The 14,267-nt window shown below is 69.9% G+C and carries 15 protein-coding genes and 1 pseudogene; 10 read left to right on the top strand and 6 right to left on the bottom strand.

What is annotated here, in order from left to right; genetic code table 11:
- Positions 1 to 41 precede the first annotated feature (41 nt).
- The gene (gene purU / locus E3O32_RS02700; RefSeq protein WP_134506730.1) at positions 42 to 914 is read left to right on the top strand and encodes a formyltetrahydrofolate deformylase; all 873 of its coding nucleotides are present in this window, start codon (positions 42 to 44) and stop codon (positions 912 to 914) included.
- 90 nt (positions 915 to 1,004) lie between these two features.
- Positions 1,005 to 1,355 carry a YrdB family protein gene (locus tag E3O32_RS02695; protein ID WP_241974488.1) on the top strand — a complete coding sequence of 117 codons (351 nt, stop codon included), beginning with the start codon at positions 1,005 to 1,007 and terminating at the stop codon, positions 1,353 to 1,355.
- Between the two features lie 5 nt (positions 1,356 to 1,360).
- On the opposite strand, the gene E3O32_RS02690 is transcribed toward E3O32_RS02695, so the two are convergent.
- From E3O32_RS02690 to E3O32_RS02670, 5 genes are all read right to left on the bottom strand, one after another.
- Positions 1,361 to 2,581 (bottom strand): MFS transporter, encoded by a 1,221-nt coding sequence (locus tag E3O32_RS02690; RefSeq protein WP_134506726.1) that lies wholly within the window; start codon positions 2,579 to 2,581, stop codon positions 1,361 to 1,363.
- A 40-nt stretch (positions 2,582 to 2,621) separates the two neighbouring features.
- Positions 2,622 to 3,014 carry a DUF1761 domain-containing protein gene (locus E3O32_RS02685; RefSeq protein ID WP_134506724.1) on the bottom strand — a complete coding sequence of 131 codons (393 nt, stop codon included), beginning with the start codon at positions 3,012 to 3,014 and terminating at the stop codon, positions 2,622 to 2,624.
- A gap of 19 nt (positions 3,015 to 3,033) precedes the next feature.
- The gene (locus E3O32_RS02680) at positions 3,034 to 3,930 is read right to left on the bottom strand and encodes a helix-turn-helix domain-containing protein (protein ID WP_134506722.1); all 897 of its coding nucleotides are present in this window, start codon (positions 3,928 to 3,930) and stop codon (positions 3,034 to 3,036) included.
- A 43-nt stretch (positions 3,931 to 3,973) separates the two neighbouring features.
- Positions 3,974 to 5,869, bottom strand: a complete 1,896-nt coding sequence (locus E3O32_RS02675) for a heavy metal translocating P-type ATPase (RefSeq protein ID WP_134506720.1) — start codon at positions 5,867 to 5,869, stop codon at positions 3,974 to 3,976.
- A gap of 104 nt (positions 5,870 to 5,973) precedes the next feature.
- Positions 5,974 to 7,188, bottom strand: a complete 1,215-nt coding sequence (locus E3O32_RS02670) for an NADP-dependent isocitrate dehydrogenase (RefSeq protein ID WP_134506718.1) — start codon at positions 7,186 to 7,188, stop codon at positions 5,974 to 5,976.
- 143 nt (positions 7,189 to 7,331) lie between these two features.
- Between E3O32_RS02670 and E3O32_RS02665 the strand changes: the two genes are divergently transcribed.
- Complete coding sequence (locus tag E3O32_RS02665; protein WP_134506716.1) at positions 7,332 to 7,784, top strand: GNAT family N-acetyltransferase; 453 nt, start codon at positions 7,332 to 7,334, stop codon at positions 7,782 to 7,784.
- 13 nt (positions 7,785 to 7,797) lie between these two features.
- A pseudogene (locus E3O32_RS17795) lies at positions 7,798 to 7,935 on the top strand (MGMT family protein); the annotation flags it as partial.
- Positions 7,936 to 8,083: 148 nt separating this feature from the next.
- Here the strand turns inward: E3O32_RS17795 and E3O32_RS17435 are convergent.
- Positions 8,084 to 8,989 carry a CPBP family intramembrane glutamic endopeptidase gene (locus E3O32_RS17435; protein WP_198417511.1) on the bottom strand — a complete coding sequence of 302 codons (906 nt, stop codon included), beginning with the start codon at positions 8,987 to 8,989 and terminating at the stop codon, positions 8,084 to 8,086.
- 166 nt (positions 8,990 to 9,155) lie between these two features.
- On the opposite strand from E3O32_RS17435, the gene E3O32_RS02650 reads away from it, so the two are divergent.
- From E3O32_RS02650 to E3O32_RS02625, 6 genes are all read left to right on the top strand, one after another.
- A complete protein-coding gene (locus E3O32_RS02650; protein WP_198417510.1) occupies positions 9,156 to 9,596 on the top strand; it encodes a cupin domain-containing protein in 441 nt (146 codons plus the stop codon).
- Between the two features lie 271 nt (positions 9,597 to 9,867).
- Positions 9,868 to 10,701, top strand: coding sequence for a class I SAM-dependent methyltransferase (locus tag E3O32_RS02645; protein WP_134506711.1), 834 nt, complete (start codon positions 9,868 to 9,870; stop codon positions 10,699 to 10,701).
- Positions 10,702 to 10,830: 129 nt separating this feature from the next.
- The gene (gene pyrR, locus E3O32_RS02640) at positions 10,831 to 11,397 is read left to right on the top strand and encodes a bifunctional pyr operon transcriptional regulator/uracil phosphoribosyltransferase PyrR (protein ID WP_134506709.1); all 567 of its coding nucleotides are present in this window, start codon (positions 10,831 to 10,833) and stop codon (positions 11,395 to 11,397) included.
- A complete protein-coding gene (locus E3O32_RS02635) occupies positions 11,394 to 12,344 on the top strand; it encodes an aspartate carbamoyltransferase catalytic subunit (protein ID WP_134506707.1) in 951 nt (316 codons plus the stop codon). Before pyrR ends, E3O32_RS02635 begins: the two co-directional genes overlap by 4 nt.
- Positions 12,345 to 13,694 (top strand): dihydroorotase, encoded by a 1,350-nt coding sequence (locus E3O32_RS02630; protein WP_134506705.1) that lies wholly within the window; start codon positions 12,345 to 12,347, stop codon positions 13,692 to 13,694. It begins immediately after the preceding gene.
- Positions 13,687 to 14,229, top strand: a complete 543-nt coding sequence (locus tag E3O32_RS02625) for a PH-like domain-containing protein (RefSeq protein WP_134506703.1) — start codon at positions 13,687 to 13,689, stop codon at positions 14,227 to 14,229. Before E3O32_RS02630 ends, E3O32_RS02625 begins: the two co-directional genes overlap by 8 nt.
- Positions 14,230 to 14,267: the final 38 nt, after the last annotated feature.

The raw sequence follows: 14,267 nt of genomic DNA, 5'->3' as shown, positions 1-14,267 counted from the left end.
CGTGAAATCCGAGCGGCCGGGGAGGCCGGTAACCTAGTCGGATGACTTCCACGCTTGCGCCCCGCACACGTCACCACTGGGTGATCACCCTCGTCTGCGTCGACCAGCCGGGCATCGTGCACGCGGTCAGCGGCGCGATCGTGCGGGCCAGCGGCAACATCACCGAGAGCCAGCAGTTCACCAGCGCCGACACCGGCCGGTTCTTCATGCGGCTGCAGGTGGAGTGCCCCGCACCGCGCGAGGAGCTCGAGGCCGAGCTCGCGCCGGTGGTGGAGAGGTACGCGATGGAGTCCGTCATCGACGTCGTCGGCCGTCCGGTCCGCACCCTCGTGCTCGCGTCGACGGCGGGCAACTGCGTCAACGACCTGCTCTTCCGCCAGCGCGGCGGCCAGCTGCCGATCGAGGTGCCGCTGGTGCTGTCCAACCACGGCACCCTGCGCGACCTGGTCGGCTTCTACGGCGTGCCGTTCGAGTCCCTGCCGATCACGGATGCCGCCAGCAAGGCCGCGTTCGAGGCCCGCGTCGTCGAGGCGATCGAGGAGGAGGACATCGAGCTGGTCGTGCTGGCCCGGTACATGCAGATCCTCTCCCCCGAGCTGTGCGAGGTGCTCGAGGGCCGCGCCATCAACATCCACCACTCGTTCCTGCCCGGGTTCAAGGGTGCGAGCCCCTACAAGCAGGCCCACGCCCGCGGGGTGAAGCTGATCGGCGCGACCGCGCACTTCGTCACGGGCGACCTCGACGAGGGGCCGATCATCGAGCAGAACGTCGTGCGGGTGGACCACTCCCGCACCCCGGCCGAGCTCGTCTCGATCGGGCAGGACGAGGAAAGCCGCACGCTCACCCAGGCGGTGACCTGGTTCGCCGAACACCGGGTGCTGCAGGACGGCGCCCGAACCATCATCTTCCGCTGACCCGGGATTCCGCGGGGCGACCGGTCTCGGCAGGCTCGACCACCGGCGGCCGAGCCTGCCGACACCCGGCGGCTCGCTAGGATTGGGCACGTGACAAATACCCGCGCGCAGGTCGGCGCCAACGACATCCTGCGGTTCCTGCTCGAACTCTTCGCGTTCGTCACCCTCGGCTTCTGGGGCTTCGCGGCGTGGCCGCTGCCCTGGCCCGGCGTGCTCGTCGGCATCGCCGCCCCGGCCGTCGCGGTGCTGCTCTGGGCGCTCTTCCGCTCCCCCAAGGCCGTGTTCACCCTCGACCCGTTCGGCAAGGCCGTCGTCGAGATCGCCGTCTTCGGCGCCGCGGCGCTCGCCTGGTGGGACCTGGGCCTGCCGCTGGTCGGCGTGGTCTTCGCCCTGGTGGCGACGGTGAGCGGCGTGCTCACCGGCCGTTCCGAACTGCGCTAGCCGGGTCAGGCCCGGCGGGCCTCGCGAGGCATCCGGGTGGCGTAGAGCGAGGTCGCGAGGAAGAACAACGCCCCGACCAGGAACGCCATCGGGTACGACAACCGGTCGGCGAGGAACCCGGCGACCAGCGGGCCGATGATCGCGCCGAAGTCGGAGAACATCGAGAACACCGCGACGGGGCGGCCCCCGCCGGCGCCGGCCGCGTCGCCCACCGCGGCCGCCGGGGCGGTGCCCATGAACGCCGAGGCGACCCCGTAGACGCAGAGCAGCCCGGTGAGCACGACGATGTCAGGCGCGAACGGCACCGCCATGATCGTCGCGGCGGCCAGCGCGTACGCCCCGATGATGGCCGGGCGGCGGCCGACCGTGTCGACGAACCGGGCCGCGGGGGCGAGCGCGACGGTCTGGGCCACGGCCGCGAACGCGAAGGCGATCCCGGTCCATGAGCTGGGGCCCCGGAGCACCTCGACCACGAGCACCGGGATGAGGGCGTTCCGCACGCCGAAGGAGGTCCAGCCCTGGGAGAAGTTGGCCAGGCAGGCCGCCCGGAAGCGGGGGTCGCGCAGCACGGTGCGGAACGGGACCCTCGGCACGGCGACGCCCGCCTCGTCGACCCCGGTGCGCCGGCTCGGGCCCAGCAGCAGGAGCCCGAGGATGCCGGCCACGGTCAGCGTGCCGGCGTAGAAGAAGAACGGCGCGGTCAGGGAGATCGTGGCGAGGAGGCCGCCGAGCGCGGGGCCGGCCATGCCGCCGAGGAGGAACCCGCCCTGGTAGAAGCCGATCGCGCGGCCGCGGATGCCCGGCGAGGTGGAGCCGAGGAGCAGGGTCATCGCGGATACCGTGAACATGGCGGACCCGATGCCGCCGGCCCCGCGGAGCAGGAGAAGCTGCGGGTAGTTCTGGGCGACGCCGACCAGGCCGCTGGAGAGCGCGACGATCCCGATGCCCGTCGTCAGGATCGCCCGCTCGCCGGCCCAGTCGATCAGCCGGCCGCAGAACGGGCTCGCGACGAAGCGCATCAGCGCGAACGCGGAGACGACGGCGCCGATCTCCAGGTTGCCCACCCCGAAGCTGCGCACGTAGACCGGCAGCACGGGCACGACGACGCCGAAGCCGACCATCACGAAGAACGCGATCACGCCGAGCACGACCACCTCGCGGGAGAGCCGCGGCTTCGGGGCCGCCCCGGGCCGTGTGGCTCCTGAGCTGAGGCGGATGCGTCGCATCCCCTCAGGCTACGGCCTCGGCCGCCGCGCCGCGCACCGGCTACTGCAGCGCACCGATGATGGCGCCCATCACGGTGAACGACAGCACGCTGAATGACGCGTTGATGGCGAACAGGCGAAGGCTCCGTCGTTCGAACAGGTAGGTCACCCCGACCGCCGCCGCGACGAAGGTGAGTCCCGCCGCCGCGCCCGCGAACACTCCGAAGACGAAACCTGCGTCTCCGATGAACGCCGCCAGGCTGGCGGCCATCACCAGGGCCAGCAGGAAGGAGCCGATGAAGATCCGGGCCGACCCTGTCGTCAGCTGCTCATCGCTCAGGCCGGCCGCGCGCTGCCAGGGCCCGGCGAAGAGCAGCGAGTACCAGAGCCCGCCGATGACGAAGGTGGAGGCGGCGGCCAGGAGGACCGCGAGCCAATTGAGTGGGGCATCCATGATTCCTCTTTCCGACGCATCACGGTAGCAATCGGTCGGCGGCCCGGCTTGTATATTTTTCCGTCTCGTCCCCCGGGGTGTCCAGCGGCACGAAGGCGGCGTAGTCGGTGCCGTAGCGAGCCACGATCTCGAGGTAGCGGGACGGGGTGAACCCCGTGAACGCACGGAACACCCGGATGAAGTGAGGCTGGTCGTAGTAGCCGGATGCCCCGACGAACTCGGACCACGGCGGCATCGGCCCGTCGAGCGGGAGAGCGGCGACGAACTGCCGGAATCGCACGATGTCGGCGAACACCTTGGGGGTCACTCCGCACCAGGTTCTGAACCCGTCGATGAGCGCGCGGTGGCTCAGCCCGGCGCCGGCCGCGATCGATGCGACCGGCTCATCGGGGTCGGTCTGGACCCGCGCCCAGGCACGGAGGATGCCGGCCGGCGGCACCCGGCCTGGCCTGGCGCAGGCCTGCAGGTGAGCCAGCACCAGGTCGAGCGCCGCAGCGTGGCCGGGCTCGCCCGGGGTCGCCGCCAGCGACGCCCGCACCGCGTCCCGCAACGCCGTGGTGTCGCCGATCAGGCCCTGGCTGTCTGTGACGGTGCCGGCCAGCGCTTCTGCGCGGAGCGTGCTGAACCGGGCGAGGCCGAACGGAGCCAGCTCCACACCGATGTGCCGGATCACCGGCGGGCTTTGGATGGTCAGGTATCGGCGTTGCAGCCCGGAGAGGAAACCGGCCGGGAAGGAACGCACCTGCCCCGCACCCTGATCGAGCAGGAGATACGGACCGGACAGGTTGAGGATGAAGTGCACGGCAGGTTGCGGGAAGATCCGCTCGAAGCGGGCGGCCGTTTCCGCCTCCAGATACCAGACCCGGGTCACGGCAGGGGCGAGTGGCTCGGGGACGGGCCGCTCGAGATAGGTCATGCAGCCACCGTAGAACCCACCGGCGACCCGCGCCAGCGGGTGGCTAGTGCACGAGGGCTGAACTGCCGACGGGCAGTTCAGCCCTCGCCTGGGCCTTCACCGCGGCATCCCGGCGGCCGCCGATCGCACGCAGCGCGTTCAGGATCGTGGCCAGGTCGACGAACTCCTGCAGCAGGGCGCCGATCGTGGCGGGGATGAACCCGACGGCGGCGAGGATCATCAGGGCCAGGCTCAGCGCAATGCCCAGCCAGATGCTCTGCAGGGCGATCCGGATCGTGTCCTGGCCGATCGCGACGGCGCGGGAGGTGCGCGACAGGTCGTCGATCAGGATGACCACGTCCGCAGATTCGCTGGCCGCCGTCGCACCCTTGGCACCCATGGCGATGCCGACGTCGGCGACGGCGAGCACCGGCGCGTCGTTCACCCCGTCGCCGACCATGATCACCGGGCGCCGGGTGAGGCCGCGCACCGCGTCGACCTTGTCGACGGGCAGGCAGTCGGCCTGCACGCTCTCGATGCCGACCAGTGCCGCGATGTGCTCCGCCGTCGGGCGGGCGTCCCCGGTGAGCATGACGGTCTCGGTGATGCCCAGCGCCCGCAACTCGGCCATCGTCTGCCTGGCGTTGCCGCGCAGCCGGTCGCTGGCCACGATGCTCCCGGCGAACCGGCCGTCGACGGCGAGGTAGATGGCGAGTTCGCCGCCGTCGAGCGGGGTGGCCACGGCGTCCGGCGCCCGGTCCCTGACGTAGGACAGCTTGCCGACGGTGACCTCGGAGGTCCCGAGCCGGGCGACGACACCGTTGGCGGGGACCTCGTTGGCGGTGTCGGTGGAGGTCAGGGCGAGTCCACGGGCGCGGGCGGCCGCGATCACGGATGCCGCGAGCACGTGCGAGGAGTACTGCTCGGCCGACGCGGCGAGCGCCAGCAGCTCGTCCTCGCCGAAGCCCGCCTCCGGGATCACCCGGGCGATGGCGGGCGTGCCGTGGGTGAGCGTGCCGGTCTTGTCGAAGACGACGGTCTTCGCCCGCGACAGGGTCTCGAGCACCCCGCCGCCCTTGACGATGATGCCGTTGCGGGCGGCGCGGCTCATACCGCCCATGAACGCGACCGGCGCGGAGATCAGCAACGGGCAGGGGGTGGCGACGACGAGCACCTCGGCGAAACGAGCCGGGTCGCCGCCGAGGAGCCAGGCCAGCCCGGCGATCAGGAGCGACACCGCGGTGAACGGCACCGCGTACCGGTCGGCGAGGCGCACCACCGGCGCCTTGCTCGCCGCCGCCTCCTCGACCAGCGCGATGATCTGCTGGTACTGGCTGTTGGCCGCCGTCGCCGTGGCGCGGATGGTCGCCGCGGCCTGGCCGTTGATCGACCCGCTGAGGATGGCGTCGCCGGTGACGCGCTCGACCGGCAGGCTTTCCCCGGTGAGGGAGGATTCGTCGAACGCGGCGCTGTCGGTGACGAGCACCCCGTCGACGGGCACGATCTCGGCCGGGCGCACCAGGAGGTGGTCGCCCACGCGCACCTCCGTAGCAGGCACGTCTTCGACCTCTGCGAAGTCGGCGGAGTGCCGGTGCGCGATCTGCGGCGCACGCTGAAGAAGGGCGTTGAGCTCGCGCTTGGCACGGTTCACCGCGAAGTCCTCCAGCGCCGCGCCGCCGGTGAGCATGAGCACGATGATCATGGTGGCGACGTACTCGCCGACGAGCACGGTGGCGATGATCGCGGTGATGGCGAGGAAGTCGATGCCGAATGTTCCGCGGCGCAGCTGCCGCATCATGCCGACGGCCTCGTAGGCGGCCACGGCCAGCCCGAACCCGCTGAACAGCCAGCGGACGGCGTCGGGCAGCCCGGCCAGCGCGAGCACGACGCCGACCAGCCCGAGGATGACCGTGGTCGCGACGAGCGGGTAGCGCCTGACGGCACCGAGGAGAGACGACATGCTCATATTGTTCCCCCGGGCGGCGCGCCGCGCCAGCAAGGACAGGCTCGCCTCAACGCAGGAAGGCCCCGACCACGGTCGGGGCCTTCCTGCGTTGAGCGGGACTAGGCCAGGCGGGTGCGGAGGTTCTCGGCGATGGCCGCGAGGAATTCCTCGGTGGTCAGGTAGCCCTGGTCCGGGCCGACCAGGAGCGCGAGGTCCTTGGTCATCTTGCCGCTCTCGACCGTCTTGATGACGACGTCTTCGAGGGTGTGCGAGAACTCGGCGAGCGCCGGGTTCGCGTCGAGCTTGGCCCGGTGGGCGAGGCCGCGGGTCCAGGCGTAGATCGACGCGATCGGGTTGGTCGAGGTCGGCTTGCCCTGCTGGTGCTGGCGGTAGTGACGGGTCACGGTTCCGTGGGCAGCCTCTGCCTCGACGACCTTGCCGTCGGGGGTGGAGAGCACGCTGGTCATCAGGCCGAGCGAGCCGAAGCCCTGCGCCACGGTGTCGGACTGAACGTCGCCGTCGTAGTTCTTGCAGGCCCAGACGTAGCCGCCCTCCCACTTCATGGCGGATGCGACCATGTCGTCGATGAGGCGGTGCTCGTAGGTGAGACCGGCGGCCTCGTAGCGCTCCTTGAACTCGGCGTCGAAGATCTCCTGGAAAATGTCCTTGAACCGGCCGTCGTAGGCCTTGAGGATGGTGTTCTTCGTGGAGAGGTATACCGGGTAGTTGCGCTCGAGGCCGTAGTTGAGCGACGCACGGGCGAAGTCGATGATCGACTTGTCGAGGTTGTACATCCCCATCGCCACGCCGCTGCCCGGAGCCTGGAAGACCTCGAACTCCTGGGGCGCGCTGCCGTCCTTCGGGGTGAAGGTCATGCTGAGGGTGCCTTCACCCTCGAAACGGAAGTTCGTGGCCTTGTACTGGTCGCCGAACGCGTGGCGGCCGATGATGATCGGCTTGTTCCAGCCGGGCACGAGGCGCGGGATGTTGGAGATGATGATGGGCTCGCGGAAGATGGTGCCGCCGAGGATGTTGCGGATCGTGCCGTTGGGCGACGCCCACATCTTCTTCAGGCCGAATTCCTCGACCCGGGCCTCGTCGGGCGTGATGGTCGCGCACTTGACGCCCACGCCGTGCTTCTGGATGGCGCGGGCCGCGTCGACCGTGATCTGGTCGTCGGTCTCGTCGCGCTTCTGGATCGACAGGTCGTAGTACTCGAGGTCGATGTCGAGATACGGGTGGATCAGGGTGTCCTTGATCGCCTGCCAGATGATGCGGGTCATCTCGTCCCCGTCGAGCTCGACGACAGTGCCTTCAACCTTGATCTTCGCCAATGAATTCTCCTCATAATGTCGGGGGGCCTGAATGGCCACGGCAATTCTACTAGAGCGACGCAACTATCTTGACATCGAGACAGTTCGCGGGTCGGCGGAAACCCCGACTACCGGCACCCCCGGGCGCACGTTAGCCTGATGCTATGGGTGAACTACGACTGGAAGAACTGTCCGCACGCAATATTGTTGCGGCCAATACCCTGAGCCTGAAGCCGGGCCAGGAACAATACATTGCCCCGGTCTCGTACTCGGTCGCGGCATCCGTGATCAACCCGGCGACGTCCTGGCAGCGGGTCGTGCTGCTCGACGGCGAGGTGGCCGGCTTCATCCACGGCAACTTCGACCCCGAATCGGAGCACGAGGAGTTCCGCGCCTGCATCTGGCGGATCAACGTGGACGCGAACGCCCAGGGCAAGGGTGTCGGCAAGTTCGCCGCGGAGGCTCTCGCCGAGGAGGCGCGGGGGCGCGGCTTCGACCACATCACCGTGATCTGGGAGCCCGGCGAGGAGGGCCCGGAGTCGTTCTTCCACCGGATCGGCTTCCGCGACATCGGCCAGACCGCCTACGGCGAAACGATCGGTTCCCTCCAGCTCTGACCGGGTCAGCCTGATGCGCATCGCCCCGGACAGCCCGTTCGTGACCCACGTGCTCGACATCGTCGATTCGATTCCGCCGGGACGGGTGATGACCTACGGGGACGTCGCGGCCGTGCTCGGCTCGCGCGGCGCCCGCGTGGTCGGCCAGGTGATGTCGCACTACGGGTCGGATGTGCCGTGGTGGCGGGTCATCCGTGCCGGCGGGCATCCGCCGCTCGAGCACGAGGCGCGCGCACTCGCGCACTACCGGGCCGAGGGCACGCCGCTGCTGAACGCGCTGGCCCCGGCTACCGGGTGGACTACGCCGCGGCGCGCTGGTCGCCGGCCTGACCCGAGCGGGACAGCGACTCCGACCCTGGCTCCGCCAGGGCGGGCACGGTGCCGCGCACGAGCGAGCGGCCGCGGAGCGCGCGGTAGGCGGCGACGAGGATCGTGAGCACCACAAGGGCGAGGGCGTACTGCCACCCGCCCGGGACGACGCTGAGCGAGCCGGAGGTGTTGAACGACGCGTGCAGGAGGGCGACGGCGAGGATGCTGCCGCCGGTGTCGACCAGCAGGCCGCCCGCGAGGTAGCGGAAGAAGGGCGCGGAACCGATGACGAAGGCCCAGCTGATCCAGGCATCCGTCAGGCTCGTCCGGGCCAGGCCGGATGACTCGAAGGCCAACGGGAGGTGGATCAGAGCGAACGGCGCCGCGGTGAGCAGCGAGCCGATGAGCAGTCCGCGGTCGGCCATCAGGCGCGACTGCACGAAGCCGGCCCAGGCCGTCTCCTCCCAGATGCTCGCGGTCAGTGCGATCAGCACCAGGATGACCAGGTAGTCGAGGGTGACCGCTCCCCAGCCGTCGGGCGAGGTGCGGAAGGTGCCCGTGGCGAGGCCGACCGCCACGGTGAGGGCGGGCATCGCCAGGAGCACGAGCAGCCACCGGCCGAGGCCGAACCGCCAGCGCGCCAGGCCGCCGAGCAGCCGGCGCACCAGGGGCACCCCGCCGATCCACGCGGTGAGCAGGAGCGCGAGCCCGAACAGGATGACCAGTTCCGCGAGTTTCCCGGGCGTCAGGTCGAGCCCCGCGACGAGCAGCAGGGTCTGCAGCAGCAGGACCAGCCCGACGGCGGCGACGCAGAACGCGCTGACCGGGCGGCGGGCGGCGAAGGCCCGGAGCGAGGGGAACGGCCGTTGCGCGGCGGTGGAAACTGACCGGCTCATCAGAACTCCCATCGAATGACTCATCCGGATGCCCACCTCCTGTCCTAGTCCCGCTCACCGCACCCGTCAAGGTGCCTCCGGCGCCCGCCGCGGTGGACCGGGAAGGTCGGCAACCGGTCATCTCCGAACCCTTGTTCGGCGCGGCCCAACGGTGTTACCGTGCCACATGGACAGCGAAAAGAAAGTCACGGATCCCCTGGATCCCCTCGTCACCGACCCGGGACTCTACCGGGTGCTCCTCGAGAACGAGCGTGTTCGCGTGCTCGAATTCCTCGACGCCCCCGGCGATGAGACCAACCCGCACGAGCATCCCGACAGTGTGATGATCACCCTCAGCGCCTACTCCCGGCGGTTGTCGTCGGAGGGTCGCGAGCTCGACGTCGAACTGCCCGCCGGCGAGACGCGCTGGCTCCCGGCCCAGGAACACGCCGGCCTCAACATCGGCAAGACCTCGACGCACGCGATCTTCGTGGAGCTCAAGGAGGCGGCCGTGCGGCCCCCCGACCCCGGGTACCACCCGCTGGGTCCCGTCGCACCCCGACCGCTGACCGGCACTCCGCTGTCCGACGCGTCGAGCGACGAGGAGAAGGCCTGGGGCTTCGCCTGACCTGACCCGTGTCGCCGGCACCAGGTCGCGGCGCACCGTGCGAGAGCCGGCGCACGTTCTACCNACTGCCGGCATCCGCCTCGGTGAAGGCGGTGGTGGCACTGGGATCAGGGGTTCCTGCCATGACCCCAGAATACCATAATTCGAACAAAGATACGAGTATTGCTCGGGTTTCTTTGATCGAATATCGTATCCAATATTCGGTGGCGCGGAGGGGACGCGGCCACGTAGTCTGGTGGGCTCGCCGACGCCGAGCGGGAAGAGGACGACGATGCAGCACCATCTGGACACGAATCGCGCCAACTGGGACGATCGCGCCGCGGCCCACGCCGCGCGAAACGGACTGGGCTACCACGTGCAGCGCTATGTCGACGACCCCGGACTCCTGTCGGAAATCGTGCGCTTCGACCTCGACCGGCTTGACGATATCGCAGGGCTGCGCACGGTGCACCTGCAGTGCCACATCGGAACTGACACGCTCTCCCTGGCCAGACTCGGTGCGCGCGTCACGGGACTGGACTTCTCCCCGGTGGCCCTTGCGGAGGCGCGCGCCCTCGTCGCGGAAACCGGCGACCAGGTCGACTTCGTCGAGTCGGATGTCTACTCGGCCCTGTCGGTACTCGAGCCGGAGACCTTCGATCTCGTCTACACGGGAATCGGGGCGCTCTGCTGGCTGCCCAGCATCGACCACTGGGCGGCCGTGGTGGGCGGGCTGTTGGCGCCGGGCGGCCGGCTCTTCCTGCGTGAGGGCCATCCGATCCTGTGGACCATGGACGAGAGGATCGCCGACGACCTGCACCTGCGTTTTCCCTACTTCGAGCAGGAGGAGCCGCTCGAATGGGACGACGACTCCAGCTATGTCGAGACCGACCGGCCGATCACGGCCACAAAGACATTCGAGTGGAACCACGGTCTCGGCGAGATCGTGACCGCGCTGCTGGGCGCGGGCCTCAACCTCACCATGCTTGTCGAACACGACAGCGTTCCGTGGGAGGCGCTGCCCGGACAGATGCTTCGGCGCGGCGACGGCGAGTACGCCCTCGACGCGCGGGCCGGGGTCGCGCCGTTGAGCTACACGATCCAGGCGGTGAAGCCGCTGCGCTGAGGCGCTCAGCGAGGCGCTCAGCGAGGCGCTCAGCGGCGGCGGACGGACACCGGCCGGCGCGCTGCTAGGCTGGCCCGAATAGACATCCTTTAACAGCCGTCCGGTGAGGCGGGGAAGGAGGTCCGGTTTATGGCACGCACCGTGCTGAACCAGGCTGACATTGCCCGAGCGTTGACTCGGATCTCGCACGAGATCCTGGAGTCCAATCGAGGCCCCGACAAGCTGGTGATCCTGGGCATCCCGACCAGGGGCGTCGTGCTCGCCCAGCGGATCGCCGAGACGATCCAGCGGATCGAGCCCGCGGCGACGGATGTGCGCGTCGGCTCCCTCGACGTCACCATGTACCGTGACGACCTGGCCCACACTCGCACCCGGACCCCGTCCCGCACCCTGGTTCCCGGCAGCATCGACGGTGCCACGGTCGTGCTCGTCGACGACGTGCTCTACTCCGGTCGCACCATCCGCGCCGCCCTCGACGCGCTCGGCGACCACGGTCGCCCCACGATCGTGCGGCTCGCCGTGCTCGTCGACCGCGGTCATCGCGAACTGCCGATCCGAGCGGACTTCGTCGGCAAGAACCTGCCCAGCTCCACGGACGAGCGGATCAACCTGCACCTGCTCGAAGTCGACGGCGACGAGTTCGTCAGCATCGACGGCGGTACCGCGATCGACCAGGACGCGGCGGCCGCCCGATGAAGCACCTGCTCTCGACCAAGGGGCTCGCCCGCCCCGACGCGATCCGGCTGCTCGACATCGCCGAGGACATGGCCGACGTCGCCAACCGTGAGGTCAAGAAACTGCCCACGTTGCGCGGCAAGACCGTGGTGAACCTCTTCTTCGAGGACTCCACCCGCACCCGGATCTCCTTCGAGGCCGCCGCCAAACGGCTCAGCGCCGACGTGATCAACTTCAGCGCGAAGGGGTCGAGCGTGTCGAAGGGCGAGAGCCTCAAGGACACCGCACAGACCCTGGCCGCGATGGGAGCCGACGGCGTCGTCATCCGTCACCCGGCCTCCGGCGCCCCCGAGGTGCTCGCCGCCAGCGGCTGGATCGACGCCGGCATCATCAACGCCGGCGACGGCACCCACGAACACCCCACCCAGGCGCTGCTCGACGCGTTCACGATCCGCCGCCGGCTGCACGGCCCCGCCTCCCGCGGCAAGGGCCTCGACGGGGTGACGGTCACCATCGTCGGTGACGTGCTGCACTCCCGGGTGGCCCGCTCAAACCTGTGGCTGCTCACCACACTCGGCGCGGGAGTGACCTTCGTCGCCCCGCCGACCCTGCTGCCGATGGACATGTCCGGCTGGCCCGCCGCCGTCGGGTTCGACCTCGACGCGGCGATCGCCGCGAAGCCCGACGTGATCATGATGCTGCGGATCCAGGCCGAACGGATGAACGCGGCCTTCTTCCCGAACAGCCGCGAGTATTCGCGCCGCTGGGGCCTCGATGACGAGCGATTCGCCCGGCTGGGTCCGACTAGCATTGTCATGCACCCCGGCCCGATGAACCGCGGCCTCGAGATCTCTTCGGCGGCTGCCGATTCGGCCGCCTCGACTGTGCTCGAACAGGTGGCGAACGGGGTTTCCGTGCGGATGGCGGCGCTGTACCTGCTTATGTCCGGTGACCGGGAGGATTCCTAAATGCCCAGCGAAAGCACTCCAAGCACGTCCTGGCTCATCCGGGGCGCCACGCTCCCCGACGGCACCCGGACCGACCTCGTCCTGGCCGGCGGACGGATCGCCGAGATCGGCTCCGGCCTCTCCCGCGCCGGCGCCACCACGGTCGACGCCGACGGGCTGATCGCCCTGCCCGGGCTCGTCGACCTGCACACCCACCTCCGCGAGCCGGGCTACGAGCAGAGCGAAACCATCCTCACCGGCAGTCGGGCCGCCGCAATCGGCGGTTTCACCAGCGTCTTCGCCATGGCCAACACCTCCCCGGTGCAGGACACCGCCGGTGTCGTCGAACAGGTCCTCGCACTCGGCGACCAGGCCGGCTACGTCACCGTGCAGCCGATCGGCGCCGTGACCGTCGGCCTCGCGGGGGAGCGGCTGGCCGAACTCGGCGCCATGGCGACCAGCCGGGCGCGCGTGCGGGTGTTCTCCGATGACGGGTTCTGCGTCGCCGACCCGCTCCTGATGCGCCGGGCCCTCGAATACGTTAAGGCGTTCGACGGCGTCATCGCGCAGCACGCGCAGGAGCCGCGGCTCACCGAGAAGGCCCAGATGAACGAGGGCGCGCTGTCCAGCGAACTGGGACTGGCCGGCTGGCCCGCGGTCGCCGAGGAGTCGATCATCGCGCGCGACGTGCTGCTCGCCGAGCACGTCGGTTCCCGCCTGCACGTGTGCCACGTCTCCACCGCCGGGTCCGTCGACGTCATCCGCTGGGCGAAGGCCCGCGGCATCAACGTGACTGCCGAGGCCACCCCGCACCACCTGCTGCTGACCGAAGACCTCGTGCGTGGCTACGACGCCCGGTTCAAGGTCAACCCGCCGCTGCGTCGCCGCGAAGACGTCGAGGCGCTGCGCGCGGGGCTCGCCGACGGCACCATCGACATCGTCGCCACCGACCACGCCCCGCACCCGGTCGAGGCCAAGGATTGCGAATGGGATGCCGCGGCCAACGGCATGGTCGGCCTCGAATCGGCCCTGTCCGTCGTGCACGCCGCCGTGGTCCGGAGTGGACTGCTCGACTGGGCAGACATCGCAAGGGTGCTCTCGGCCACGCCCGCGCGGATCGGCCGGGTCACCGGCCAGGGCCAGGGACTCGTCGTCGGGGCCCCGGCGGAGCTCACCCTCTACGACCCGGCCGCCAGCCGGGTCTTCGGGCGGGCCGACCTCGCCGGCAAGGGAACCAATTCGCCGTATCTGAGCATGACGCTCCCCGGCCGGGTGCGCGCGACGTTCCACCGCGGCTACGCGACGGTGCTGGACGGCGCACTGCGACCGGCCGCCGAAATCACGTCGGAACGGGAGAACAACCATGGATAGGACCATCCCCACGGTCATCACCGCGCTCGTGCTGCTGGGGCTGCTCGCCCTGATGATTCGCAGCTGGCGCGCCCGCGGACGCCGCGACGCCGCCCTGCCGGCCGGTTACCCGCTGCCCGGAGAGACCACCCCGGAGCTGGCTTCGGCGGCGGCCTTCTATGTCGCCACCACCCGGCGGGGGGCACCCCTCGAACGCCTGAACATCCGCGGGCTCGGCTTCCGGGCCAGGGCCGTCGTCACCGTCACCGAGGCCGGTGTCCTCCTCTCCCTCGCCGGCGAGCAAGTCGTGTTCATCCCGGCCGACGCCATCGAATTGCTCGAAGCCGCCACCTGGACCATCGACCGGGCCGTCGAATCAGACGGTCTGCTCCTGCTCGGCTGGCGGCTGAACGCCCCGGCCGCCGAGACCGGCGAGATCGTCGACAGCTACTTCCGCATCATCGACCCCAGCGACCGCGCCACCGTGAACGACGCGATCCGAACCATTGCTGCCGGAGCCCTCAGCCCGGCCGCGCACGACGAAAGCGAGGCGTAGCGTGAGCAACGCAGCGACCCTGGACCACCCGGACACCG

The organism is Cryobacterium mannosilyticum (genome assembly GCF_004402705.1).
Classification (GTDB): Bacteria; Actinomycetota; Actinomycetes; order Actinomycetales; family Microbacteriaceae; genus Cryobacterium; species Cryobacterium mannosilyticum.
Note: the sequence above shows the minus strand (reverse complement) of the source record. Positions and strands in the feature narration are given on the sequence as shown.

Excerpts from the sequence above, each read along its gene's own strand:
- E3O32_RS02635 (WP_134506707.1), top strand. The coding sequence starts at position 11,394 with ATGAAGCACCTGCTCTCGACCAAGGGGCTCGCCCGCCCCGACGCGATC.
- E3O32_RS02630 (WP_134506705.1), top strand. The coding sequence starts at position 12,345 with ATGCCCAGCGAAAGCACTCCAAGCACGTCCTGGCTCATCCGGGGCGCC.
- E3O32_RS02690 (WP_134506726.1), bottom strand. The coding sequence starts at position 2,581 with ATGCGACGCATCCGCCTCAGCTCAGGAGCCACACGGCCCGGGGCGGCC.
- purU (WP_134506730.1), top strand. The coding sequence starts at position 42 with ATGACTTCCACGCTTGCGCCCCGCACACGTCACCACTGGGTGATCACC.
- E3O32_RS02675 (WP_134506720.1), bottom strand. The coding sequence starts at position 5,869 with ATGTCGTCTCTCCTCGGTGCCGTCAGGCGCTACCCGCTCGTCGCGACC.
- E3O32_RS02645 (WP_134506711.1), top strand. The coding sequence starts at position 9,868 with ATGCAGCACCATCTGGACACGAATCGCGCCAACTGGGACGATCGCGCC.
- E3O32_RS02665 (WP_134506716.1), top strand. The coding sequence starts at position 7,332 with ATGGGTGAACTACGACTGGAAGAACTGTCCGCACGCAATATTGTTGCG.
- E3O32_RS02680 (WP_134506722.1), bottom strand. The coding sequence starts at position 3,930 with ATGACCTATCTCGAGCGGCCCGTCCCCGAGCCACTCGCCCCTGCCGTG.
- E3O32_RS02625 (WP_134506703.1), top strand. The coding sequence starts at position 13,687 with ATGGATAGGACCATCCCCACGGTCATCACCGCGCTCGTGCTGCTGGGG.
- E3O32_RS02685 (WP_134506724.1), bottom strand. The coding sequence starts at position 3,014 with ATGGATGCCCCACTCAATTGGCTCGCGGTCCTCCTGGCCGCCGCCTCC.
- E3O32_RS17435 (WP_198417511.1), bottom strand. The coding sequence starts at position 8,989 with ATGAGCCGGTCAGTTTCCACCGCCGCGCAACGGCCGTTCCCCTCGCTC.
- E3O32_RS02650 (WP_198417510.1), top strand. The coding sequence starts at position 9,156 with ATGGACAGCGAAAAGAAAGTCACGGATCCCCTGGATCCCCTCGTCACC.
- pyrR (WP_134506709.1), top strand. The coding sequence starts at position 10,831 with ATGGCACGCACCGTGCTGAACCAGGCTGACATTGCCCGAGCGTTGACT.